Here is a 22,844-nt window from a genome sequence, read left to right on the forward strand (position 1 = left end):
TTGAAAGGTATTTATCGTTTACGAATAAAAGACAAATTTAGTGCTGCTCATAGTCTTAGAAATTATAATGGGAAATGTGAAGAATTACATGGACATAATTTTGGAGTTGAAATAGAAGTATATGGTAAAAAATTAGAAAAAGATACTGAAATTTTAATAGATTTTAAAATATTAAAAAAGTTTTTAAAGGAAGTTTTGAATTCGCTTGATCATAAGTTTTTAAATGATCTTCAATATTTTCAAAAATATAATCCATCTTCTGAAAATATAGCTTGTTATATTTATAAAAATCTCCAATCTAAGCTACCCTCAGGTGTGAATTTAAAATATGTAATGGTTTCAGAAGGAGAAAACTCTATGGCATTTTTTGAGGAGGTTTAGGTGAGGTTAGTAATTCAACGAGTAAAAAGAGCAGAAGTATTAGTAAAGGATGTTGTATTTTCTAAAATTGAAAAAGGGTTATTAATTTTATTAGGTCTTAATAAAGAAGATAAATTTTTAAAAGATAAAGATATAAATAAAATAGTTCAAAAGGTTTTGAATTTACGTATTTTTGCCGATAAAGAAAATAAGTTGAATTTAAGTCTTTTAGATGTAGGAGGTGAGATTTTATTAGTTTCCCAATTTACTCTGTATGCTAATTGCCGCAAAGGAAGAAGACCTAATTTTTCTATGGCCATGCCTGGTGAAGAGGCTAAAAAAATGTTTGCAAAAATAAAAAATATTTTTTTATCTTCCTATAAAAAGGTGTATACAGGAGCGTTTGGAGAAGAAATGGAGATTAAACTGATAAATGAGGGACCAGTTACTATAATTTTAGATAGTCAAGACATTTTGTAAAAATGGGATGGAAGTAGAGATATGGCTAAAAGTAAAGTTTTGATTGCAGATACTTCTGAAGCTACAATAAAAGTGTTATCTGCCTTTTTAAGTGCAGAATTTGAAGTACATAGAGTATTTGATGGAGAAGAAGTTATTGAAAAATACTATGATATTAAACCAGATATTATTTTATTAGACTTAAATCTTCCTAATATGAATGGATTAGAAATTTTAAATTATATTCGTAATGTTGTTAATGATCAAGATATTTATATTATTGTGTTTGTAAATGAAGAAAATAATAGATTAAGAATAGAATCTCTTAATGCAGGAGCAAATGATCTATTAGCAAAACCATTTTCTAAAGATGAAGTAAAAGCGAGAATTCAAGTTGCCAAAAGACAAGTTGTTTTATTACAAAATTTACAAAGAGCGTATAAGCGCATTAATAAAGAAGTGAATTTAGTATCTGAACTTCAATTAAAGCTTTTGCCAAAAGAAAGTTTTATTTTTAAACATATTGGCTTGCAGTCTTATTATAGACCATCTGGTCAAGCAAGTGGTGATTATTATGATTATATAAAGATTAATAATAGTCTTTTAAGATTTTGTGTGGCTGATGTTTCTGGGCATGGAACAAGAGCAGCATTTATTATGGCTATAGTGAGAACAATTTTTCGTTTAGAAGAAAGTAAAAACTATACTTTACCTAAGGTAGTTGATTTATTAAACAAAAGTCTCATAGATGTTTTAGGAGATGAGTCAGATTTTGTTACTCTATTTGTAGGAGAAATTGATTTAGAACGAAAAGTTTTTTCGTATATTAACGCAGGTCATTGTCCAGCAGTAGTTAAGATTGATTCCAAGATAATGCATTTAAAACCAGATTATCCTGTTTTAGGATTTTTTCCTATAGATCCAGAAACAAAGTTTTTACATTATAAAGATAAATTTAGCATTTTACTTTATACAGATGGATTTTATGAATGGAATATAGATGAAGAGGAACAATTTGGATTAGAAAGATTTTTACAATTAGTAGATGAGTATTTAAAAAAGGAAGACAAAATTTATCTTGAAGAAATTATTTTATCTTTAGAAAGGGTTAGCGAATTTTCTCCTATGTATAGAGACGATCTAACTGCTTTGTTTGTATATACAAAGGATAGTTAAGATGGAATTTATTTTAGAAACCAATGCATCATCTAAGGAAGTAAGGCTTGTTATAGTGGCGGTAATATCTATTTTACGAAGACTGGTCAAAGAAGATGTTTTATATGATGTAGAAATTGCTTTAAGTGAGGCTTGTACAAATGTTGTTATTCATGCATATAAAGGTGATATTGATAGCAGAGATAAGAAGATTAGGATAAAGTTAGAGATAGATAAAAAGAAAGGTATTTTGTTGGAAGTAATTGATTGGGGTAAACAGTTTATACTTCCTCAAAATTTACCAGATCATGATGCTGAATCTGGAAGGGGAATTTATATTATCCGTAAGGTTATGGATAAGTTTTATTATAAAAGGGTGGAGGAAAGAAACCATATATTGATGTATAAAAAGATGGAGGCTGAGCAATGGAAAATGTCCTGATCCAGAAGAAAGAGGATATTTACCTAACTAAAATTGTGGGAGAGTTGATCTTAGAAAATGTAGAAGAACTTAAACCAAGGTTGGAAGAGATCTTAGAAGAGGATTGGAAGGTTTTAGGAATAGACTTATCTGAAATTCAGTTTATGGATAGTAGTGGCATAGGTTTTTTAGTGGCCTTAAGTAATAAGGTCAAGCAGAAAGGAAAAAAGTTTGTATTAGTAAATCCTTCTGTTCAGGTAATTAAAACATTAAAGCTAGTAAATATATATCATTTTTTTGATAAAGTAGATGATAGTGAGGATCTTATTACTTTAATTGAATAATTAACAGAAGAAGAGATCATGTTATATTATCTTCATCATTACTTTGATCCAGACTTTGATTATCAAAATTTAAAACCTAAAGTAAGTGAACAAGGTAGAGCAGATCATTATAATTTGGATTATGTCCAAAATGTAATTAGTGGACAGGTTTTAGCAGAATGGAGAGAAATTTCAGAAGAAGAAGCCTCTAAATACGATGCTCGCTTTGTTAGTGATAAAAAAACATGGCCTTTGGGCCCTAATGTGGGAATAAATCCTCAAGATAAAAATCAGATTATTGCCAAAGCCAATGGTTATGTTTTTTATTATGATGGAAAGATTGCAGTAAAAACTGTTTTAAATGTGCGTAGAGATATAGATTTTCATACGGGTAATATTTATTTTGTAGGGGATATGATTATTCATGGCAGTGTCCGCTCTGGGTTTGAAGTAAAGGCTAATAATATTCGTATTAAAGGCAACGTAGAAGCAGCAAAAATTTTTGTTGGTGGTTCTTTAGTGGTAGAAGGAGGAATTAAAGGGGGAGGAAATGCAGTTATAGAGGCAGAAGAGAATATAAAAGCAAATTTTTGTGAAAAAGCAAGTTTACGAGCGGGCAAAAAAATTCTAATAACAGGTTCTGCTCTTCATTCTAGGCTATTTGGGAAAGAATATATTGTTGTTCAAGGAAGGCTACAAGGAGGAATGGCAGTTAGCGAAAATTTGATTTATGCTGAAGAACAGTTTGGTGGTGGTATGGGGTGTAAAACAGAGTTAATTTTAGGATATGATAGTGATCTTATTAAAGAAAATTTTGAACTAGAACTTGAAATATCTAAACTTACTAAAGAATTAACAAATCTGAAAATAAAAGTAGAAAAAGGAGAGCCTTATCAAGAAGAGTATGGGCCTAAACTAGAGAAAATAGAAAAAAAATTAACTATACTTCATAAAAAAAGAGCTAAAGTACATCAAAAAATGGATATAGATTTTAATAAAAAGGCTAAAGCAGTGTGTCCTGGACAAATTAGACCAGGAGTAGAAATAAGTATAGGGCCCTATTATTATAGGGTTGATGACTTTTTAGAAAATGGAAGATTTGAAATAATAGATAATGATATAATTTTTAAGCAGCCTGCTATTCAAAAATAAGTTTTTAATGGAGCAGAATACAAGATGGATATAGGGACCATTTTAGGTATAGTATTGGCTTTTGGTTTAATTGTTGGTTCTATTTTTATGGGAGGGAATTTTGGCGCATTTATTGATATTCCCTCTATTTTAATTGTTGTAGGTGGAACTGTTTCTGTTACCTTTGTAATGTTTCCTATGGGAATGGTACTTGGAGCTATTAAAGTTATGCTCAAGGCTTTTTTTGGTTCTTCTCCTGATCCAAAAGCACTAATAAAAAATATTGTTGATCTTGCTAATTTGGCTAGAAAAGAGAGTGTTGTGGCCTTGGAAAAGGCAAATGTTGATGATCCATTTTTAAAAAAGGGAGTTTTACTAGTTGCTGATGGTACAGAAGAAGGTTTAGTGCGTTCGGTATTAGAGACAGAGATAGCTTTTATGAAACAAAGACATGCCACAGGACAGGCTATATTTAAGTCAATGGGAGATATGTCTCCAGCTTTTGGTATGATTGGAACCTTAATTGGTTTAGTTCAAATGTTACAAACTTTAGATGATCCTTCTTCTATTGGTCCTGCTATGGCTGTTGCCTTGCTGACTACATTTTATGGTGCTGTTTTAGCTAATGTGGTTTTTATTCCTATTTCAAAAAAATTGGAACAAAGAAGTGCAGAAGAAGTTTTATTTATGGAAATTGCTGTAGAAGGAATTATTTCTATTTTAAATGGGGAAAATCCTCGTATTACTCAAGATAAATTAGAGGCTTTTTTAGCTCCTGCTCTAAGGGAAGGAAGCACAAGTTAAAATGGCTAGAAAAGAAGAATGCAAATGTCCAGATGGTCTGCCTGGGTGGTTAGCTACTTTTGCTGACTTGATGTCTCTTTTATTAACTTTTTTTGTCTTATTGTTATCCTTTTCTAATCAAGATGTACAAAAATTTAAAGATATGTTGGGTTCTATTAAAGAAGCTTTTGGAGTACAGGTACAAAGAAAACAAGCTGATTACATAGCTTTTTCTCCTACTAGATACGAAAGAAAAGATATAAAATTGGATAAAGATACCAAAGTACTGTTGGGTATGGTTCTGAAATTAAAGGCTGTATTAGATGAAGATGAATTTTTAAAAAAGAATGTAGAAGTTACTTCTGATGATAATGGAGTTTTAATTCGAGTTAGTAGTGGAGTGATGTTTGATCCTGGTGGAGCGGTGTTAAAACCAAAGGCATACCCTATTTTAAATGAAGTAATAAAGATATTAAAAGAAAATAATTTTGATTTAGTTGTGAGAGGTCATACAGATGATAGACCTGTTAGAAGTAAAAAGTTTCCCTCTAATTGGGAACTTTCTGCTGCAAGAGCTGCAGCAGCAGTTCGTTATATTATTCAAAAGGGAGGGATTAACCCTTCACGAATTAAAGCTGTAGGTTATGCTGATACTAGACCCTTAGTTCCAAATACTTCAGAAGCTAATCGTGCTCTTAACAGAAGGGTAGAATTTTATTTTCATCGTCCTCAAGTTGAAAGTTGGTAATATTTAACTATAATTATTTATATGGAAAAAGAAGATTATTTAGGAGCTTATCCTAATCAATTTTTAAAAAAGGTTGAAGAAAAATTATCTCATTTATCTAACCATTTGCCAGTCTTTTTAGGCTACTCTTTAAAACTTATATCCTTTTTACAAAAAAAATATAAAACAGCAGCATTTGTAGTACCATCTTATGCAAAAGAAAAATTTAAGATAATAAAAGGTTTTTTGTTTATTCAAACGAGTAATCCTGAATTAGCCCTTAATCAACTTACTAAATGGCAAATTGCTAATAAAGGCAACCCTTTTTTACCTATAACTATACCTTATTTTTGGAAAAAATATCCTAAATTTTATCGTCCTCTTTTTAAATGCTTAGAAGCAAATAGAAGGTTTAATTTTTGGCAACAAGCTAGATATAAAAAGTTTAAGAATAAGCCTAAGATCCTTTTAATAACTTCAGAATATTTTTTGATGGGAGAGGTTATTACAGCGTGTAAGAGACTGGATTATGATTATTATCTTCTTCATTTACCTAATCAAGAGATAGGTTCAGAAGAATTTGTAAAATATTTTTTACAAGCAGTTATTACTTTTAAACCAGACTTTGTTTTGACTATAAATCACTTAGGAGTAGATAAGGAAGGTATTTTGATAGATTTATTGGAAAAGATGGAGCTTCCTTTAGCCTCTTGGTTTGTAGATAATCCTCATCTTATTTTGTATATGTATAATAAAGTAAAAAGTGATTTTACTGTTATTTTTACTTGGGATAAAGATAATATTAAAGTTTTAAAAGAAAAAGGATTTGATAAAGTATTTTATTTACCTTTGGCCACAGATGTTCAAAGATTTAATCCTAAGAATAATAGTAAAATTAGAAGTCGTTTAATTAGAGATGTATCTTTTGTTGGAAATTCTATGTTTTTTAAAGTTTTAAAAAGAAGAGAAAAGCTAGAACAATTTAAAGATATATTAGCTAAATATGAACAAATAGCTCTTGATTTTAAAAATAGTGATTTTCTTATAGTAAATGAATTTATAGCTAAATTTTTCCCTGAGATATATAAAAAGTGGACTAAGTTGCCTACTATAGAAGACAAGTTGAACTTTGAAACTCTTATAACTTGGCAAGCAACTTTAGAATATAGAAGAGAATGTATTTTAGAGATTTTGAAGTTTAATCCTTTAATTGTTGGGGATAAGGGATGGTTTAAAATTTTACCTAAGTCTAACTGGATTTATCATAAAGAGTTAAATTATTATTCAGAACTTCCTTTTTTCTATGGAGAAAATAAAATTAACTTTAATTCTACTAGTGCTCAAATGAAAGGTGCGGTAAACCAGAGAGTGTTTGACGTGCCTGCTAGTGGTAATTTTTTACTTACTGACTACAGAGAGCAAATAAGAGAATTGTTTGAAATAGAAAAAGAGGTCGTGTGTTATAAAAATAAAGACGAGATTGAAGACTATATAAATTTTTACTTAAAGCATAGTAACTTACGATGCAAAATTATTGAAAACGCAAGAGCTAGAATTATAAAAGAACATACCTATGAACAAAGATTAACATTTCTATATAAAACAATGTATTCGTGCTTTTCTTAAAATGAAACCAATTTTAATTATTCAGTTACAAAGAATGGGGGATATGATTTTAACTTATCCCCTATTTTTATGGTTACAAAAGGCTTATCCTAATCATCCTATTTGTTTTTTTGGAGAAGAACATATTTGTAAGCAAGTAAAAGATTTTTTCCCAGGAGCAATTTTTTTTTCTTGGACTACATTGGCAAAAGTATTACATACAGACTTTTTTTTTAGTTTAAATTTAAGTCATAGAAAAGAAGCAGCCCGTTTAAATTATCTTGTTAGAGCTGAACAAAAATATGGATATGTGGAAAATAGAGATGGACACCTTTATATTAAAGGTAAATGGCAACTTTATAGAGCTTCATTAGTTCAAAATAATACATTTAACGCTTTCCATTGGGCGGATTTAAATGCTCTTGATGTGATTTCTTTAGATACTATTAAGAATCATAAATGGTCTTTTTTAACAAATTCTTTGAGTTTTCCTTTAAAATTAGGTCTTTTTTTAGGAGCTAGTGAGGAGTCTAAATATCCAAATAGTATTTTTTGGGAAGAACTTATAACCTTTTTTTTAAATAAAAATAGGAAACCTTTTTTGTTAGGAGGATTAAAAGAAAAAAAATTAGCCAATAGTTTGATTGAAAAATTTGGCCTTCCTAAATCAATGGATTTTACTGGGAAGTTTAATTTGGTGGAATTTGCTAAAAGTATTTCTTTTTTTGATTTATTTATTACTCCTGATACCGGTCCAATGCATATAGCTACTTTTATGGGAAAACAGGTTTTAAATATTTCAATGGGAAATGTTAGTCCTTGGGATACAGGACCTTACTTACCTGGAAATATGGTAATTAGAAGATATACAGATTGTTTTCCTTGTTGGGAATGTAATTTTAATTATGAATGTAAAAATAACTTTTCTGCTCGTTTTGTGTGTAAACTTTTTGAGAATGAAGGTAACTTTGAAGATAAAGAGTATAGATTGTATTTTGTAAGTAGAAAAAATGGCTTATTCTATTTAAAATCTAAATTTATGTATAAAAATGATATAGTAAGAGAATTTTGGTTTTTAGTATTCGGAACACTATTGGGATTATGGAATGAAGAGTATCAAATAAATAAAATTTTAAGAAGAATATCAATATATGATGAAGATATAATTAATTTACTTTTAGCTCAAGCACGATATTGTTTAAATGAAATTAAAGTGATTTTTAAAAATAAAGAGATTAATACTAATTTTTGGAAAAAATTTGATATCTATTTTAGACCTCTCAGTAGTTATTTTATTTTAGAATGGCAAAATAATAATTTTAGTATGTCTTGTTTAAAAAGAAGTATTTATTTCTTAGAGAGATTTATTGCTTGGCTAAAGTCAGTTTAGCCATTATAAATTATGCCTTGTTTGTTTTTATATTCTAGTAAGACCTTTCTAGCTTTATCAGCTAAGACATTTGTTTTTAATTGAATACCTTTTTGTTGAAGATATTGCCAAGATTCTGGGAATACAGGGCCTTCATCAAATCCTATTTCTCTCGCGTATTTAGCTGGTGCTCCATATACGACTTTTTTAACTCCAGACCATAAGCAAGCTCCTAAACACATGGCACATGGTTCTGAAGAAGAAAATAATTCAAATTCTTCGTTATCAAAGTTTAGAGTATAAGATTTTAGTTTTTTTTGAGCTAAAATAAAAGTTACAATCTCGGCGTGGAGGATGGAAATGTTGGCATAAGTAACTAAATTTACTCCATAAGCGAGAAGTTTATTAGTTTTTGAAGAAAAGATTGCTGCTCCAAATGGCCCACCTGTTTTTTCTTCAATATTTTTTTTAGCAAGAAAAATGGCAAATTCCATTTTGCTTGTGTCATTAGAAAATGCAGAAGGTGGAGTTAGAGTTTTGAGCCAAGGCGGTAGAGGAATTGTAATATCTTGGATCATAGGCAAGGACTTTGCGTTTTATTAGTCATAATTTCAAGCATTACTTCATTTGCCTTTTCCATACCGAAGTCAATTATTTTGCTTAGATTTTTTATAGTATCTTCTCCTGTTAGGCCAACAAATCCATCACTATAAGTGATGCCGTTGTTATTTAGGGCCATATAAGCAGCTCTTAGACTAGAATCAGCAGAGCTAGCTACTTTAAAGGCACATCCGTTTTTAGCACCGTCACAGAGCATTCCTCCTAAGTCGCTGATGAGATTGTTTATAGCCAAATAGATTTTATCCATATCTTTACCTGCTTGTTGATACACTATTGCCACTGCAGCTCCTACTCCTGCAGCAATAGCACATCCGCATAGAGAAGATAGGTTTCCTGTATAACATTTGATGTAACTATTTATTAAATGTGAGAGAGCAATGCTTTTTACTATTTTAGCTTCTTGTATTTTAAAATATTTGCCAACAAGATATGGTACAAGAATAGCCACAATGCCTTGATTACCACTTCCTCCACTAGACATGACTGGACAATTTAGACCACTCATTCTTGCATCAGTAGCTGAAGCAGTGGCTATTTTTATAGTTGCAAAAATATCATTTGAAATAAATCCTTTATGTAAGAGGTCTTTGAGATAATAGCCCACTTTTTTTAGTTTTTCTCCTTGCTTGGCTGCTTCTAAGTTTAAATCAACTCCTTTTAAAATATATTTATAATCTTGGTCATCAATTTCATTCTCAATGATATCAATAAAATTTGCTATGGAAAGTTCTTTTAATTTTTCTTTGTAGGAATAATCATGGCTTTGAGTTTTTTCTTCTTGTTTTAGTATGATCTGATTATTTACTTTAATTTGAGTGATATTAGTATGCTCGTCTTGAATTATAACCTCTACAATTTCATTTTTAGTTGATATTAGTTCTATTTTTATGAAAAGTTTAGCCTTTGAATTATCTAAACATAAAGATGCCTTTTTTTGCTCAATGATTTTTTTAGCTTGGGCAATAATTTCAGGAGTTGATTTTTTTAAAATTTCCATTTTAAGTTCGGGTTTTTTTATAAGTGCGCCCATTACTCCAGCTATTAAGTTACCTTTTTCTCCATTAGTGTTAGGTATAGTTACTGCAAATCCGTTTTTATATACTCCAGGATCAACAGTGATTTTTATGTTTTTTAGTTCAGCAGATGTATAACTTGATGCAGTGCTTGCTGCATAGGAGATAGCAATAGGTTCAGTACAGCCTAAGGCAGGAAAAACTTCATGTTTTAAGATTTTTTTTAGAATATTCAATTCTGTTTCTCCATTATTTGTTAGGAGAGTGGGAAGATTTATCGTCCTCTAGCATTTCTTCTAATTCATCAATATCTTCTAGTAATTCTTCCATCTCTTCCTCTTCTTCTGGTTCTTCTGGAAGAGTGGATGATTCTTCTTCTAAAGATAGGTCGTCTAGTAACTCAGACATAATTTCGTCATGGTTATCTTGGGAGGCAGTAGAGATAGAGTCCTCAGTACCTTCTGAAGATGGTTCTTCAAAAATATTTTCTGGAGAAAATTCGATTTCCATTTCTTCAGATTCATTAGAAATGTTTGAGTCTGAAGTAATATTTGCCTCTAGTAGAGGAGCATGCTCGTCTTTTGATTTTTCTACTGGAGTTTCTTGTTCTAAAGAAAACACTGATTCTTCATTGTTTTCAAATTCAAATTTTTCTTCTTGGGGAGAAATTTTTGTTTCTTCAAGTTCTTGTGTTTCAAGGTCAGAAAAATTTCCTGACACAAAGTTTAACCATCCTAATCCCAACTTTTCTTTTTCTTCTTGCCAACTTTTTCCACATTTAGGACAGTTATCAAAATGGTCAAACGTAGTATACTTGCATTTAGCACAATACATGGTTAACTCTCCTTTTGTTGTTTGGGTAATTTTTTTAATTCTTCTTCTTTTAAAGCCCTTCTTAAAATTTTTCCTACCATTGTTTTTGGTAGTTCTTTTCTAAACTCTACTTGACGCGGAACTTTGTAATTGGCAAGCTTTTCTTTACAAAATTTTATAATTTCTGCTTTTGTGATAGTTTCTCCTTCCTTAGGCACAATATATGCTTTTACTATTTCTCCTCTTGTAGGGCTAGGTATTCCCACAGTTACAGCCTCTTTTACTTTTGGATGCTCATAAAGTACTTCATCTATTTCTCTGGGATAAATATTATACCCTCCAGAGATAATTAAATCTTTTTTTCTGTCAACAATAAAAAAATAACCTTCCTCATCCATATAAGCTATATCTCCAGTATAAAGCCAATTGTTTCTAAGTACATTTGCTGTTTCATCAGGTCTATTCCAATATCCTTTCATTACCTGAGGGCCTTTTATTATTAATTCTCCTACTTTACCAGGGGGCAGAGGTACTGTGCCGACTTCCATATCTACAATACAGGCATCTGTATCTGGAAAGGGTAAACCAATAGAACCATATTTCTTTTTTCCTTTTAGAGGATTTAAGTGGGTTATTGGAGAGGCTTCAGTAAGTCCATATCCTTCTATTATTTCTGCGCCTGTTAACTTTTTAAATCTTTCAATTAATTCTACAGGAATTGGAGCAGATCCTGAAATACAATATTTTATGGAAGATAAATCAAATTTTTGAAGATTTTTTTGTTGCAAAATAGCTGTAAATATAGATGGTGCTGAGGGGAAGATAGTGGGTTTTAATTTATCTATGATTTTTAAGACGTCTAAAGGGGAAAATCTAGGCATTGGTATAATAGTGGCTCCAATAGCAGTAGCGAAATTTACACAAACAGTTAATCCATAGATATGAAAAAACGGCAAAATAGCAAGAAAGGTATTTTTTTCATTTTTCATTTCATGTAGTATATGTATACATTGCTGAATATTTGTACCCATGTTGTAATGGGTTAACATAACCCCTTTGGAAACACCTGTTGTCCCTCCTGTATATTGGAGTAGCGCAATATCATTTAAGGGATTTGGTCTAAATTTAATTGATTTATTATTTTTGTTTAATAGTGTTTTCCAAGGAATTACTTGGGAAGAGAATTTAATTTTAGGAGAAGTTTTTTCTCTTGTTGTTTTAATTTTGTATAAAAGATTTAAAGGAAATTTTAAACAGTCACTTATTTTTGTTATAAATATTTTTTGAATTGGTAAATGAGGTAACATTTTATTGATTTTAGACCAAAGTAAATCAAGAGTAATAAGAAATTTTGCTTGAGAATCATTGAAATGGTGGAGTATTTCCTTTTCCATGTAGAGAGGATTTGTCATTACTATTACTCCACCAGCTTTTAAAGCTCCCCAATAACTTAAAATAGTTTGAGGTAAATTGGGAAGTATAATAGCTATTCGGTCTCCTGGACGAAGACCTTGTTTTTTTAAGTTAGAAGCAATAAAGTCTGTTAGGACTTTTAACTTTTTATATGAAATTTTCCAATTATTGAAGATAATAGCAGTTCTGTGAGGATATTTTTGAGCTGTACGATCTAAAAATTCGTAAAGAGGCAGTTTCTCGTAGTGAAGTTTTGGGCTTATGCCTGGATCATAGTGTTTTAGCCATGGTCTTTTAATTTCATCAATAAGCATTGTTTTTCCTTTTGCTATGAAGATAGAAGTCTTTCAGGTAATCTAAAAAAAAAATTCTCGCAAGTTTTGTCTATATTTGAAATGGGGTAGATTATAAGACAATGGATTGACTAGTTAAGAGATGGTGATTACTTGGTAAACTTATGGCAGAGCTCTGCGGTTGAAATTTTTTTCTGCTTAGGGAGGCTAGAAATGAAAAAGCGGGTTTTCTTTTTTAATTTGGTAGTGAGTTTTTTATTTTTGGTTAGTGTGGCATGGGCTGGATTACCTGATTTTACTGAGTTGGCAGAAAAAGCAGGAAAGGCTGTTGTTAATATTGGAACAGTTAAGGTAATAAAAGGACCTAATTTAAGAGGTTTTTTTCATAATTTTCCTAGAGGTGGCACTCCTTTTGATGACTTTTTTGATCAGTTTGAGAAGTTTTTTGGAAGACAATTAGAAAAACCCAGAAAACAGAGATCTCTTGGTTCTGGATTTATTATTTCTCCTGATGGTTATATTGTAACTAATAATCATGTAGTAGAAGGTGCAGATCAAATTAAAGTTACTTTTCATAGTAAAAACGGGGAAAAGACTTATAATGCAAAGATAGTAGGAACAGATCCAGAAACAGATTTAGCCTTGTTAAAAATTAATGCTCATAATTTGCCTACGTTAGAATTTGGAGATTCAGATAAGTTAAAAGTTGGACAGTGGGTTGTGGCAATAGGAAATCCTTTTGGCTTAGATCATACAGTCACTGCTGGTATTGTTAGTGCTAAAGGTAGAGTAATTGGCGAGGGTCCGTATGATAATTTTATTCAAACAGATGCTTCTATTAATCCAGGAAATAGCGGTGGACCTTTGTTAAATTTAGATGGAAAAGTGATAGGTATTAACACCGCAATTATTGCTTCTGGGCAGGGAATAGGTTTTGCGATTCCTAGTAATTTGGCTAAACGCGTAATTGAACAGCTAAAAAAGAACAAAAAAGTAAGACGTGGTTGGTTAGGAGTTACTATTCAAGATGTAGATGAAAATACAGCAAAGGCTTTAGGACTAGAGAAAGCAAAAGGAGCTTTGGTTGCCTCTGTAACTCCTGGAGATCCAGCAGATAAAGCAGGCGTTAAGCCAGGAGATGTGATTATTGCTGTTAATGGAAGACCAGTGGAAGATTCTTCTGATCTTACGAGAAAAATAGGCAATCTTTTACCTGGGACTAAAATTACTATTTCTGTGTGGAGAAAAGGTAAAATAAAAGAATTAAAAGTAATATTAGGAGAAAGAGATTTAAGAAAACTTGCTCGAACAAGTTCTAAAGTCCAGGAATTTACGTTTGGAGAACTTGGTATAAGTGTGAGACCAATTACTCCAAAAGAAGCTAAGGCTTTAGGTTTAAATAGTGTAAAAGGTCTTTTGATTACTGCTGTGGAAGATAATTCTTTGGCAGATAGAAGTGATATTCGTCCAGGTGATGTTATTTTGGAAGCTAATGGGCATGAAGTAGATAGTGTTCATGAGCTTGAAAAGATTTATTTAAAAGATGCTAAACCTAAAAAAGTGTTGATGTTATTGCTTAGACGGAATGGACAAAATTTATTTAGAACAATTTCTTTAGAAGATATAAAATAGTGTTTTAAATGGATGAAGTTTTATTAGTTTCTAGATGTAAGGTTAATTTGTTTTTAAAGATAGGAGAGAGGTTAGCAAATGGTTACCATTTGCTAACCTCTCTGTTTTTTCCTCTACCATATCCAACGGATGAAATAAAAGTAACGTTAACTTCTGAAGAAAGTTTTTTTTTGACTTCTAATTTTAAATTTTTAGAACAAAATAATATTTTAGAAAAATGTTTTTGGCTTTTTAAAAAGGAAACAGGATTTCAAGGAGGATGTAAAGTTTATTTAAATAAAAAAGTACCAATTGGAGCTGGACTTGGAGGCGGAAGTGCTAATGCGGCAGTGTTTTTGAATTTTTTAAATCACCTTTTACCAACTCCTCTAGGTAAAAATTCTTTAATTAGAATAGCTTCTCAGTTGGGTGCAGATGTTCCTTTTTTTTTATTTAACAAACCTTCTTGGGTTGAAGGGATTGGAGAAAAGATAGAGCCCTTAGCTATTGATTTAACAGGGCTGAAAGGCTTGTTAATTTGTCCAAAAATTAAAATTTCTACTAAATGGGCTTATGAATGTTGGGATAAAATCCAAATATCTAAAAAATCTTTCTTGACATTATCCGCTTGGATAAATAAAAAGTCTGTTTCTCAGGGACGGATTGTTCTTTTAAATGATTTTGAAAAGATAATATTTCATGCCTACCCTCAAATGAGAGAGTTAAAAGAGGAAATGTTTAAGCTTGGTGCTTGCGGGGGAGGTTTGAGTGGGTCTGGTTCTGCAATGTTTTTTTTGTTTAGGGAAACAAAAAAGCAAAAACAGGCTCAAGCAGTTCTAGACAAATTAGGTTTATTGTCGTATAATTATTCTTTTGTCTAACCTTGCTGGGGCGTCGCCAAGTGGTAAGGCAACGGGTTTTGGTCCCGTCATGCGAGGGTTCGAATCCTTCCGCCCCAGCCATTTTTTTGAGTGTGGTTTCAAATGCCAAGACATGGTGAATTAAAAATTATTACTGGGACAGCAAATCCTGCCTTAGCAGAGGCAATTTGTAATCATTTAGGGATGACTTTGTCTCCTACGCTGGTTAGTACGTTTAGTGATGGTGAGATTAGAGTAGAGGTTGGTGATAATGTAAGGGGAGATGATGTTTTTGTTGTCCAACCTACGTGTGCTCCTGTAAATCATAACTTAATGGAACTTTGTTTGATGTTAGATGCCTTAAAAAGGGCAAGTGTTGGGCGTGTTACTGCTGTAGTGCCTTATTATGGGTATGCTAGGCAAGATAGAAAAGTTGTTCCTAGGGTTCCTATAAGTGCAAAATTAGTAGCTGATTTTATTACTACTGCAGGGGTTAGTCGATTGTTAACAGTTGATCTACATGCAGGTCAAATTCAAGGCTTTTTTAATATCCCTGTGGATAATCTTTATGCAGCAGAAGTATTATTGGATTATATGAAATCTATTGAAGGAGATGTTGTAGTTGTGTCTCCTGATGCAGGTGGAACTGAAAGAGCAAGGGCCTATGCAAAAAGATTGGGGGCTGAACTTGCTATTATTGATAAACGAAGAGATACTCCAAATAAAGCTCAGGCAATGAGAGTTATTGGAGAGGTTAAAGATAAAGTTGCTATAGTGCTTGATGATATGATTGATACTGCTGGTACCATGGTGGAGGCAGGTAGAGTTTTAAAAGAAAATGGGGCAAAAGAAGTGTATGCTTGTGCTACTCATCCTGTTCTTTCTGGTCCAGCAATAGAAAGACTTAAAAAATCTTGTTTTAAAGAGATTATAGTTACAGATACCATTCCTTTAAAGGAAGAAGCTGAGAAGTGTGGAAAGTTTAAAGTTATATCTGTTGCCAGTCTTATTGCAAAGGCAATTCACAACATACATACAGAGTCTTCTGTAAGTGTGTTGTTTTCTAGGATTAAGTAAAGTTATTTGTAAGGAGTCAAATATGGCTGAGATGATTAGTCTGCAAGTGGAAAAGAGGGAGACAAAAGGAAAAGAGACAAACAAAAAATTGAGAAAAGAAGGGTATATACCTGCTGTTTATTATGACTTTAAAGGCGATAATATTTTGCTTCAAGTTAAAAATGGCCCTTTTTTAAAGGCTTGGCATCAGGCAGGAAGTACGAATGTGGTAGAATTGAATATTGTTAATGGTGGAAAAGATGAGAAAAGATCTGCTTTGATATGGGAAGTGGAAAAGCATCCTGTTAAAGATCAAGTTGTCCATATTGATTTTTATGGCCCTAATCTAAAAGAAGAAGTGGATGTATCTGTTCCTGTTAAAGTAGTTGGAAAAGCCAAGGGAGTAGAAAAGGGAGGTATTTTAGAGATATTTAGAGAAGAATTAGAGATTAGATGTTTACCTCTTAATATTCCAGAGTTCATAGAGATAGATGTAAGTGAACTTGATCTTAATCAAAATCTCCATATAGATGAGTTAAGTATGCCAGAAGGGGTTAAAGCTGTTTTTGATGAGAATTTTGCAGTAGTGGGAGTAGTAGAACCAGAAAAAGAAGAAGCTGAAGAGGAAGAAGAGGAAGAGGAAGAATAATTTTTTATAAATATACTTTGTAGTATTTAAAAAAGCCCCTTTTAAGGGGCTTTTGTTTTGTAGAAAGAAATGATTAAATTAGTGGTTGGTTTAGGAAATCCAGGAGCTAGATATAAAGATACGCGGCACAATATTGGCTTTCAAATTGTTGATAGGTGTTTAGAAGAAAAGGGTTTAAATGTAGAAAAAGAAAATTTTTCTTTAGGAGAGTTGTTTTTTATTCGGGAGTTAGATAATAAACAAAAGATATTTTTTCTTAAACCTTTTACTTATATGAATGCAAGTGGTATTGCAGTATCTAAGATTGCTTTTTTTTATAAAATTTTACCTTCAGAAATATTAGTGATTCATGATGAATTGGATTTACCTCTTGGAAGATTGAAATTTAAGGCTGGGGGAGGAACAGCTGGACATAATGGTATAAAGTCTATTTGTAGGGAATTGGGCAACCGAGACTTTTTGCGTTTAAGGGTAGGAATTGGTCGCCCTCTTTATGGGGAAGATATTGCATCTTTTGTCCTTTCTCCTTTTTATAAAGAGCAACAAAAAAAATGGCAAGATGTGATTAAAATAGCTAAAGAAGCTGTTTTTTGTTGTTTAAAAGAAGGTTTTATTAAAGCTCAAGAAAAATTTAATCGGAAAAATATATAAATCTCCTGCTTTCTTTTTTATTTAAGTCTTCGCAAAAACCATAGACTTATTTTTGATTTTAGGCTAACATATATATAACTCAGATAATGGTGAAATAGTCTATCTAGAATAGAGGAGGCCGTGGTTGTGTTTAATGTGGGAGAATTAGTTGTTTATCCTGCTCAAGGTGTAGGAATGGTGGAAAGAATAGAGGAGCAGGAGATTGGTGGAGTAAAAACCCAGCTTTATATTGTAAGAATTCTTAGTAATAATGTTACTTTAATGGTACCTGTGAGCAATGCTGAAAATGTAGGATTAAGATCAGTATATAGTAAAGAACAAGGAGAGGGAATTTTAGAGTTTTTAAAAGATCGTTCTGATTTCACTGGTTATACAGGGCAAAATTGGAATCGTCGTTATAGAGAATATTCTGAAAAGTTAAAAAGTAGTGATTTAAAAGATGTAGCTTATGTTTTAAAAGAGTTATATCTTATTAGTCAGGATAAAGAGTTGTCTTTTGGCGAAAGAAGATTATTAGAACATGCTATGTCTCTTATTTCTATGGAACTTTCCTATGCTTTAAACATTCCTCAAAGTGAAGCCAAAAAAAGAGTAGAAGAGTTATTTGCTGATATTTTGGGTAAAAAACAAGAAGAAGATGAAGAAAATCTTGAACAAAGAGATAATTCAGAGTAAAAAAGATATTGATTTTTTGTTTTTTACTTTCTAAAGGAGATTTGATCTTAAGTTGTAAGTATCCCTTCATTTCTGACCCAACCGTTTTTTTAAATCTGTGTTGTTCTATTTAAATATTTTTTGTTTGGTTTATATTTAAACTTAATTTAAAGAATATAAAATTTTGTAAGAGGAGTGAAAGTGTATGAATTTATCTGAGTTGAAAAAGAAATCAATGGCAGAATTAATGGACCTTGCTTCTGAATTTAAAGTAGAAAATCCTAGTGGCCTAACTAAACAAGAATTAATTTTTTCTATTTTAAAAACCTATGCTGCCCAAAATGGTTCTATTTATGGAGAAGGTGTTTTAGAAATTCTTCCTGATGGTTTTGGTTTTTTGCGTTCTCCTATGTATAGTTATATGCCTGGACCAGATGATATTTATGTGTCTCCATCTCAAATTAGAAGATTTGGACTTAGAACTGGAGATGTAGTTGCTGGACAAATTAGACCTCCAAAAGAGGCTGAGCGTTATTTTGCTTTATTAAGAATTAATGAAGTGTGCTTTGCTCCTCCTGAAGATGTTCGTAAAATCATTCTTTTTGATAATTTAACCCCTATTTATCCTAATGATAGATTTATTATTGAAAATGGTGCAGAAAATTATTCTTCTCGTATTATAGACCTGTTAACTCCTATAGGAAAAGGACAAAGAGGGCTTATTGTTGCTCCTCCTAGAACAGGGAAAACAATGCTATTACAAACTATTGCCAATTCTATTAATGCTAATCATCCAGAAGTTTATTTAATTGTGTTATTAATTGATGAGCGACCAGAAGAAGTGACTGATATGGCACGTACAGTAAAGGCAGAAGTTATTAGCTCTACTTTTGATGAGCCACCTCAGAGACATGTGCAGGTAGCAGAAATGGTTATTGAAAAGGCTAAACGCTTGGTAGAGCGAAAAATGGATGTAGTGATTTTATTAGACAGTATTACTAGATTGGCTAGAGCCTATAATGCTGTTACTCCTTCTTCTGGACGAGTTCTTTCTGGTGGTTTAGACGCTAATGCTTTACAAAGACCAAAAAGATTTTTTGGAGCTGCAAGAAATGTAGAAGAAGGTGGAAGTTTGACCATTATTGCAACTGCACTTATTGATACAGGCTCTAGGATGGATGAAGTTATTTTTGAAGAGTTTAAAGGTACTGGAAATATGGATTTATATTTAGACAGACATTTAGCTGAAAAACGTATTTTCCCTGCAATTGATATTAATCGTTCTGGTACTAGAAAAGAAGAACTTTTATTACCTTCAGATATTTTAAATAGGGTTTGGATTTTAAGAAAGGTATTAGCACCTATGAATCCTTTAGAGAGTATGGAATTTTTGCTTGATAAAATGCGTGGAACAAAATCTAATAAAGAATTTTTAGATATGATGAATAAATGATCTTCCGCACTGTTCGTTTTATTTTAAGTATTTTTTTATTTTGCTTTTATCCCTATACTTGCAATGCGTTTGGGGAGTTTAGCTTAAAAAAAGAAGCTGAATTAGGGAAAAAATTTAAAAAAATTATTCGTTCCCATCTTCCTTTAATTCAAGATCCTGAAATTAATTCCTATGTTCGTCAAATGGTCTTTAAATTAGCTAAAAGTGCTCCTTACTATCCTTTTAAAATTGAAGTTGATGTGGTTCAAAACAATGCTATGAATGCATTTGCAACCTTGGCTGGCTATATGGTGGTATATTCAGGTATGGTTGAAAAAGTAGACTCAGATAGTGAACTTGCAGGTGTTTTAGCTCATGAATTAGCTCATCTTACTCAACGTCATGTGGCTAAAAACATAGAACGTTCTCAACTAGTAAGCGTAGGAAGTATACTGACTTTACTGGCAGGTATCTTAGTAGGAGGTAATACTCAAGCAGGACAGGCTTTGATGATAGGCTCAATTGCAGGAGCTCAAAGTGCTCTTTTAAAATATACAAGAGAAAATGAAAGAGAAGCAGATCAAATAGGATTAAATTATTTGGTTAAAGCAGGATATGACCCTTGGGGAATGGTGGAAGTTTTTAAAAAAATAAGGAAACAACGTTGGTTAAGTGGAGGAACTTTACCTTCCTACTTATCAACTCATCCTGCAGTAGAAGAAAGGATCGGATATTTAGAAGATAGATTAAAACGTTTACGGGTGAAATCAGAGTTAAAAAAAAGTGTAGAACTTCAGCTTGTCCAGACTTTATTAAGATCCAAATATAATAGTCCTAAGGTGGCTTTACATTATTTTAAGGGTAATAGCTGTTATGATTTACTAGGCAAAGGGATTGTTTATGCCCGACTTAATGCTTTGGAAAAGGCGAAAAAATATTTTATTCTTTTGAATGATATTCCTGATTGTAAAAAAAATGCTGTATTTTATAGAGAAATTGGTAAGTTTTATTATCAATATGGCGAGTTAAATAAAGCTCTTTTGAATTTACAGAAGTCGTTTTTATTAAATTCAAAAGATAGTCTTACTCTTTTCTATTATGCAAGGGCTTTGGCAGAAGAAGGATTAATAAAAGAGGCTGAGAAATATTTCCAGGAATGCTTAGTAAAAATGTTTTATAATGCCAATGTTCATGAAATAGTAGGGATATTTTATGGTAAACATAATAAGATGTTTAAAGCTCATTTGCACTTAGCTTATGCTTACCTTTTGCAACATAAGATAAAAAAGTTTAAATTTCACTTAAAGAAAGTTAAATTACTTGCTAAAACTTCTTCTCAAAAGCGAGAATTAGAAAAACTTCAAAAAGAATATAAAGAATTAACTAATAATTACTAATGATTATCTTAGGCCCATTTTCTTTGATCTACTATTTTAGAAGATAGCGATTTTGAATGTATTTCCACTCCTGTAAGCAGTTTGATTTTTTCTTTAAATAATGAAACTAGATGAGTACTATTAAAATCTGTATTTGTTTCTATTTTCAAAGTTAATTTGTCTTTCTTATTAGGATTAGTAATAAGTAATTCCCATGATTTTATTTCAGGAAAAGCTTTTATTACTTCTGCTACTTGATGCTCATAAACAAACTGTCCTTTTACTTTTACAGTATTATCTGTTCTTCCTAAAATACCTACTAGTCGTGGACTTGTTCTACCACATGGGCAAGGACTAAAATCTAATTTAGATAAATCTCCTGTTCCTAGTCTAATTAGAGGATAGACAGAGGAAAAAGGCGTTACTACAACTTCTCCTATTTCTCCTGGAGGAAGTGGTTTTCCTGTATTTGGTTCACATATTTCTACCCAACAGCGAGTAGAAAGGTGCATTCCATTAGCGTGTTCGCATTCGTAAGCGATACAACCTACATCAGCTGTTCCATATCCTTGGCGCAGAGTAATATCGAACATATTTTCTACTTCCTTACGCAAAGAATTGGTAAGAATTTCAGCAGCGCTAAAGGCAACTCTTAAGTGAAAGTCATTTTTAAGATTTAAACCTTTGCTTAGTGCCTTTTCCCCAATTGTTTTTAGATAAGAAGCCATTCCTACAAAGCCTGTTACTTTTAATTTGGTCATTATTTCTATTTGAATGTCAGTATTACCAGGTCCTGCAGGGATTATTGCACAACCAATTCTTCTAAGAGGCTGTTCTAACATGAGTCCTGCAGGAGTTAAATGATAGCTAAAGGTCATTTGAACTATATCTTTTGGTCTAAATCCCATGGCATAAAAAGCTTCAGCCCATCCCCAATAGTCAGGGTCATTTCCTTCTGGATCAAAAAGTGGCCCAGGCGAATAATATATATGGGCAAGTTCGCCTATTTCTGTAGCTAAAAGATTTGAAAAGTGTTGTTCCTGAATATCGATAAGTTTTTTTTTAGGTAAAAAGGGAATATTTTGAAAATCCTGCTCTGTTTCTATGGAAATATTTAAGTTAGATATTCTATTTTGAAATTCTTTAACTTTATGTTTGGCTAAATTTACTGTTTTTAAGAGGGTTCGAAATTTTTTTTCTCTTAATTCTTCCCATGGGATGGTTTCAAGGTCATGAAAAGTTTTGTTCATTTTTTTGCCTCTTTTTGGTATTATAACCATCTTTTTCTTCTACGATAATGTTTTACATTCCGATAGCTTTTTTTCTCTCCTCCATGTCCCATACCTAAATAAAATTCTCTTACATCAGGATTGTTGAGAAGTTCTTGAGCTTTGCCTTCCATTACAATTCTTCCATTTTCCATTATATAGGCAAAATCTGCAATATTCAAGGCAGCTCTTGCGTTTTGTTCTACTAAAAGGACAGATACTTGTTGTTCTTGATTGATTTTAGTTATTATTGCGAAGATTTCTTCTACTAAAAGAGGGGCAAGACCAAGGGATGGTTCATCTAATAATAGGAGTTTAGGGTTAGCCATAAGCGCTCTTCCAATAGCTAACATTTGTTGTTCTCCACCTGAGAGATATCCTGCCCATTGCTTGCGGCGTTCTTTTAATCTAGGAAAATAAGTATATACTTTTTCAAGATTTTTTTGAAAATTTTTAGGATTGGTATATGATCCACAGCGTAGATTTTCTTCTACAGTAAGTTCCTCAAAAACACGTCTTCCTTCCATGACTTGAAAAATACCTAAGCGAACTATTTTTTCTGGAGAAAAATTTTGTATTTCTTGATTGTGAAATAATATTTTCCCTTCGGTTACTTCTCCATTTTCAGTTAAAAGTAACCCAGAAATTGCTTTTAATGTAGTTGTTTTGCCAGCACCATTAGCACCAAGAAGGGCTGTAATTTTGCCCTTCTTGGCTGTTAAAGATAATCCTTTTAGCACTAAAATGATTTGATCGTAAACAACTTCTACATTAGCAAGTTTTAAAATATTTTCCATAATC

At 31.8% G+C, this 22,844-nt stretch carries 24 protein-coding genes and 1 tRNA gene; 19 read left to right on the plus strand and 6 right to left on the minus strand.

Going from position 1 to position 22,844, the window contains the following annotated elements; genetic code table 11:
• From queD to BLP60_RS00635, 10 genes are read left to right on the plus strand one after another with little or no spacing between them, the layout of a single operon-like run.
• A complete protein-coding gene (queD, locus tag BLP60_RS00590) occupies window positions 1–381 on the plus strand; it encodes a 6-carboxytetrahydropterin synthase QueD (protein WP_092061778.1) in 381 nt (126 codons plus the stop codon).
• Complete coding sequence (gene dtd, locus BLP60_RS00595) at window positions 382–840, plus strand: D-aminoacyl-tRNA deacylase (RefSeq protein ID WP_092061781.1); 459 nt, start codon at window positions 382–384, stop codon at window positions 838–840.
• A 21-nt stretch (window positions 841–861) separates the two neighbouring features.
• Window positions 862–1,995, plus strand: a complete 1,134-nt coding sequence (locus BLP60_RS00600) for a PP2C family protein-serine/threonine phosphatase (protein WP_092061784.1) — start codon at window positions 862–864, stop codon at window positions 1,993–1,995.
• A gap of 1 nt (window position 1,996) precedes the next feature.
• The gene (locus BLP60_RS00605; protein ID WP_092061787.1) at window positions 1,997–2,416 is read left to right on the plus strand and encodes an ATP-binding protein; all 420 of its coding nucleotides are present in this window, start codon (window positions 1,997–1,999) and stop codon (window positions 2,414–2,416) included.
• Entirely contained in the window at window positions 2,401–2,739 is a 339-nt protein-coding gene (locus tag BLP60_RS00610) for an STAS domain-containing protein (RefSeq protein ID WP_092061790.1), read from the plus strand. Before BLP60_RS00605 ends, BLP60_RS00610 begins: the two co-directional genes overlap by 16 nt.
• 18 nt (window positions 2,740–2,757) lie before the next feature.
• The gene (locus BLP60_RS00615) at window positions 2,758–3,870 is read left to right on the plus strand and encodes a FapA family protein (RefSeq protein WP_092061793.1); all 1,113 of its coding nucleotides are present in this window, start codon (window positions 2,758–2,760) and stop codon (window positions 3,868–3,870) included.
• A gap of 24 nt (window positions 3,871–3,894) precedes the next feature.
• Window positions 3,895–4,653, plus strand: coding sequence for a motility protein A (locus tag BLP60_RS00620; protein WP_092061796.1), 759 nt, complete (start codon window positions 3,895–3,897; stop codon window positions 4,651–4,653).
• Window position 4,654: 1 nt separating this feature from the next.
• Window positions 4,655–5,380 carry an OmpA family protein gene (locus BLP60_RS00625; RefSeq protein ID WP_092061799.1) on the plus strand — a complete coding sequence of 242 codons (726 nt, stop codon included), beginning with the start codon at window positions 4,655–4,657 and terminating at the stop codon, window positions 5,378–5,380.
• Between the two features lie 21 nt (window positions 5,381–5,401).
• A complete protein-coding gene (locus BLP60_RS00630) occupies window positions 5,402–6,985 on the plus strand; it encodes a CgeB family protein (RefSeq protein ID WP_092061802.1) in 1,584 nt (527 codons plus the stop codon).
• 1 nt (window position 6,986) lies between these two features.
• The gene (locus BLP60_RS00635) at window positions 6,987–8,354 is read left to right on the plus strand and encodes a glycosyltransferase family 9 protein (RefSeq protein ID WP_092061805.1); all 1,368 of its coding nucleotides are present in this window, start codon (window positions 6,987–6,989) and stop codon (window positions 8,352–8,354) included.
• On the opposite strand, the gene BLP60_RS00640 is transcribed toward BLP60_RS00635, so the two are convergent.
• From BLP60_RS00640 to BLP60_RS00655, 4 genes are read right to left on the minus strand one after another with little or no spacing between them, the layout of a single operon-like run.
• The gene (locus tag BLP60_RS00640) at window positions 8,351–8,911 is read right to left on the minus strand and encodes a nucleoside deaminase (RefSeq protein ID WP_200779089.1); all 561 of its coding nucleotides are present in this window, start codon (window positions 8,909–8,911) and stop codon (window positions 8,351–8,353) included. The two genes, BLP60_RS00635 and BLP60_RS00640, sit on opposite strands and share 4 nt — an antisense overlap.
• On the minus strand, window positions 8,908–10,203 hold the full coding sequence (locus BLP60_RS00645) for an L-cysteine desulfidase family protein (RefSeq protein ID WP_092061807.1): 1,296 nt from the start codon (window positions 10,201–10,203) through the stop codon (window positions 8,908–8,910). Before BLP60_RS00645 ends, BLP60_RS00640 begins: the two co-directional genes overlap by 4 nt.
• Before the next feature lie 13 nt (window positions 10,204–10,216).
• Complete coding sequence (locus BLP60_RS00650) at window positions 10,217–10,801, minus strand: hypothetical protein (RefSeq protein ID WP_092061810.1); 585 nt, start codon at window positions 10,799–10,801, stop codon at window positions 10,217–10,219.
• 2 nt (window positions 10,802–10,803) lie between these two features.
• Window positions 10,804–12,507, minus strand: a complete 1,704-nt coding sequence (locus tag BLP60_RS00655; protein WP_092061813.1) for a long-chain-fatty-acid--CoA ligase — start codon at window positions 12,505–12,507, stop codon at window positions 10,804–10,806.
• Between the two features lie 192 nt (window positions 12,508–12,699).
• Between BLP60_RS00655 and BLP60_RS00660 the strand changes: the two genes are divergently transcribed.
• The 9 genes from BLP60_RS00660 (at window position 12,700) to BLP60_RS00700 (ending at window position 20,796) form a co-directional block, all read left to right on the plus strand.
• A complete protein-coding gene (locus tag BLP60_RS00660) occupies window positions 12,700–14,118 on the plus strand; it encodes a DegQ family serine endoprotease (RefSeq protein WP_092061816.1) in 1,419 nt (472 codons plus the stop codon).
• An 8-nt stretch (window positions 14,119–14,126) separates the two neighbouring features.
• A complete protein-coding gene (gene ispE, locus BLP60_RS00665; protein ID WP_092061819.1) occupies window positions 14,127–14,978 on the plus strand; it encodes a 4-(cytidine 5'-diphospho)-2-C-methyl-D-erythritol kinase in 852 nt (283 codons plus the stop codon).
• A gap of 6 nt (window positions 14,979–14,984) precedes the next feature.
• Window positions 14,985–15,059, plus strand: a tRNA-Gln gene (locus BLP60_RS00670).
• Between the two features lie 21 nt (window positions 15,060–15,080).
• Window positions 15,081–16,034 (plus strand): ribose-phosphate diphosphokinase, encoded by a 954-nt coding sequence (locus BLP60_RS00675; RefSeq protein ID WP_092061822.1) that lies wholly within the window; start codon window positions 15,081–15,083, stop codon window positions 16,032–16,034.
• A gap of 22 nt (window positions 16,035–16,056) precedes the next feature.
• Window positions 16,057–16,662, plus strand: a complete 606-nt coding sequence (locus tag BLP60_RS00680; RefSeq protein WP_092061825.1) for a 50S ribosomal protein L25 — start codon at window positions 16,057–16,059, stop codon at window positions 16,660–16,662.
• 69 nt (window positions 16,663–16,731) lie between these two features.
• The gene (gene pth / locus BLP60_RS00685) at window positions 16,732–17,313 is read left to right on the plus strand and encodes an aminoacyl-tRNA hydrolase (protein ID WP_200779090.1); all 582 of its coding nucleotides are present in this window, start codon (window positions 16,732–16,734) and stop codon (window positions 17,311–17,313) included.
• 126 nt (window positions 17,314–17,439) lie between these two features.
• Entirely contained in the window at window positions 17,440–17,988 is a 549-nt protein-coding gene (locus tag BLP60_RS00690; RefSeq protein ID WP_092061828.1) for a CarD family transcriptional regulator, read from the plus strand.
• 184 nt (window positions 17,989–18,172) lie between these two features.
• Window positions 18,173–19,420: a transcription termination factor Rho gene (gene rho, locus BLP60_RS00695; RefSeq protein WP_092061831.1), complete on the plus strand. Its 1,248-nt coding sequence runs from the start codon at window positions 18,173–18,175 to the stop codon at window positions 19,418–19,420.
• The gene (locus BLP60_RS00700) at window positions 19,417–20,796 is read left to right on the plus strand and encodes a beta-barrel assembly-enhancing protease (protein ID WP_092061834.1); all 1,380 of its coding nucleotides are present in this window, start codon (window positions 19,417–19,419) and stop codon (window positions 20,794–20,796) included. Before rho ends, BLP60_RS00700 begins: the two co-directional genes overlap by 4 nt.
• An 8-nt stretch (window positions 20,797–20,804) precedes the next feature.
• Here the strand turns inward: BLP60_RS00700 and BLP60_RS00705 are convergent, their stop codons facing one another.
• Window positions 20,805–22,025 carry a phenylacetate--CoA ligase family protein gene (locus BLP60_RS00705; protein WP_143338897.1) on the minus strand — a complete coding sequence of 407 codons (1,221 nt, stop codon included), beginning with the start codon at window positions 22,023–22,025 and terminating at the stop codon, window positions 20,805–20,807.
• 20 nt (window positions 22,026–22,045) lie between these two features.
• On the minus strand, window positions 22,046–22,840 hold the full coding sequence (locus BLP60_RS00710) for an ABC transporter ATP-binding protein (RefSeq protein WP_092061840.1): 795 nt from the start codon (window positions 22,838–22,840) through the stop codon (window positions 22,046–22,048).
• Between the last annotated feature and the right edge of the window lie 4 nt (window positions 22,841–22,844).

The sequence above is a fragment of the Desulfonauticus submarinus genome, from assembly GCF_900104045.1.
GTDB classification, from domain to species: domain Bacteria; phylum Desulfobacterota; class Desulfovibrionia; order Desulfovibrionales; family Desulfonatronovibrionaceae; genus Desulfonauticus; species Desulfonauticus submarinus.

Bases quoted from the DNA above. Each gene is read 5' to 3' on its own strand.
- BLP60_RS00655 (WP_092061813.1), bottom strand. From the start codon at position 12,507: ATGCTTATTGATGAAATTAAAAGACCATGGCTAAAACACTATGATCCA.
- BLP60_RS00680 (WP_092061825.1), top strand. From the start codon at position 16,057: ATGGCTGAGATGATTAGTCTGCAAGTGGAAAAGAGGGAGACAAAAGGA.
- BLP60_RS00600 (WP_092061784.1), top strand. From the start codon at position 862: ATGGCTAAAAGTAAAGTTTTGATTGCAGATACTTCTGAAGCTACAATA.
- BLP60_RS00640 (WP_200779089.1), bottom strand. From the start codon at position 8,911: ATGATCCAAGATATTACAATTCCTCTACCGCCTTGGCTCAAAACTCTA.
- BLP60_RS00605 (WP_092061787.1), top strand. From the start codon at position 1,997: ATGGAATTTATTTTAGAAACCAATGCATCATCTAAGGAAGTAAGGCTT.
- BLP60_RS00630 (WP_092061802.1), top strand. From the start codon at position 5,402: ATGGAAAAAGAAGATTATTTAGGAGCTTATCCTAATCAATTTTTAAAA.
- BLP60_RS00705 (WP_143338897.1), bottom strand. From the start codon at position 22,025: ATGAACAAAACTTTTCATGACCTTGAAACCATCCCATGGGAAGAATTA.
- ispE (WP_092061819.1), top strand. From the start codon at position 14,127: ATGGATGAAGTTTTATTAGTTTCTAGATGTAAGGTTAATTTGTTTTTA.
- BLP60_RS00650 (WP_092061810.1), bottom strand. From the start codon at position 10,801: ATGTATTGTGCTAAATGCAAGTATACTACGTTTGACCATTTTGATAAC.
- BLP60_RS00700 (WP_092061834.1), top strand. From the start codon at position 19,417: ATGATCTTCCGCACTGTTCGTTTTATTTTAAGTATTTTTTTATTTTGC.
- BLP60_RS00675 (WP_092061822.1), top strand. From the start codon at position 15,081: ATGCCAAGACATGGTGAATTAAAAATTATTACTGGGACAGCAAATCCT.
- rho (WP_092061831.1), top strand. From the start codon at position 18,173: ATGAATTTATCTGAGTTGAAAAAGAAATCAATGGCAGAATTAATGGAC.
- BLP60_RS00610 (WP_092061790.1), top strand. From the start codon at position 2,401: ATGGAAAATGTCCTGATCCAGAAGAAAGAGGATATTTACCTAACTAAA.
- BLP60_RS00635 (WP_092061805.1), top strand. From the start codon at position 6,987: ATGAAACCAATTTTAATTATTCAGTTACAAAGAATGGGGGATATGATT.
- pth (WP_200779090.1), top strand. From the start codon at position 16,732: ATGATTAAATTAGTGGTTGGTTTAGGAAATCCAGGAGCTAGATATAAA.
- BLP60_RS00660 (WP_092061816.1), top strand. From the start codon at position 12,700: ATGAAAAAGCGGGTTTTCTTTTTTAATTTGGTAGTGAGTTTTTTATTT.
- BLP60_RS00620 (WP_092061796.1), top strand. From the start codon at position 3,895: ATGGATATAGGGACCATTTTAGGTATAGTATTGGCTTTTGGTTTAATT.
- BLP60_RS00625 (WP_092061799.1), top strand. From the start codon at position 4,655: ATGGCTAGAAAAGAAGAATGCAAATGTCCAGATGGTCTGCCTGGGTGG.
- BLP60_RS00615 (WP_092061793.1), top strand. From the start codon at position 2,758: ATGTTATATTATCTTCATCATTACTTTGATCCAGACTTTGATTATCAA.
- BLP60_RS00710 (WP_092061840.1), bottom strand. From the start codon at position 22,840: ATGGAAAATATTTTAAAACTTGCTAATGTAGAAGTTGTTTACGATCAA.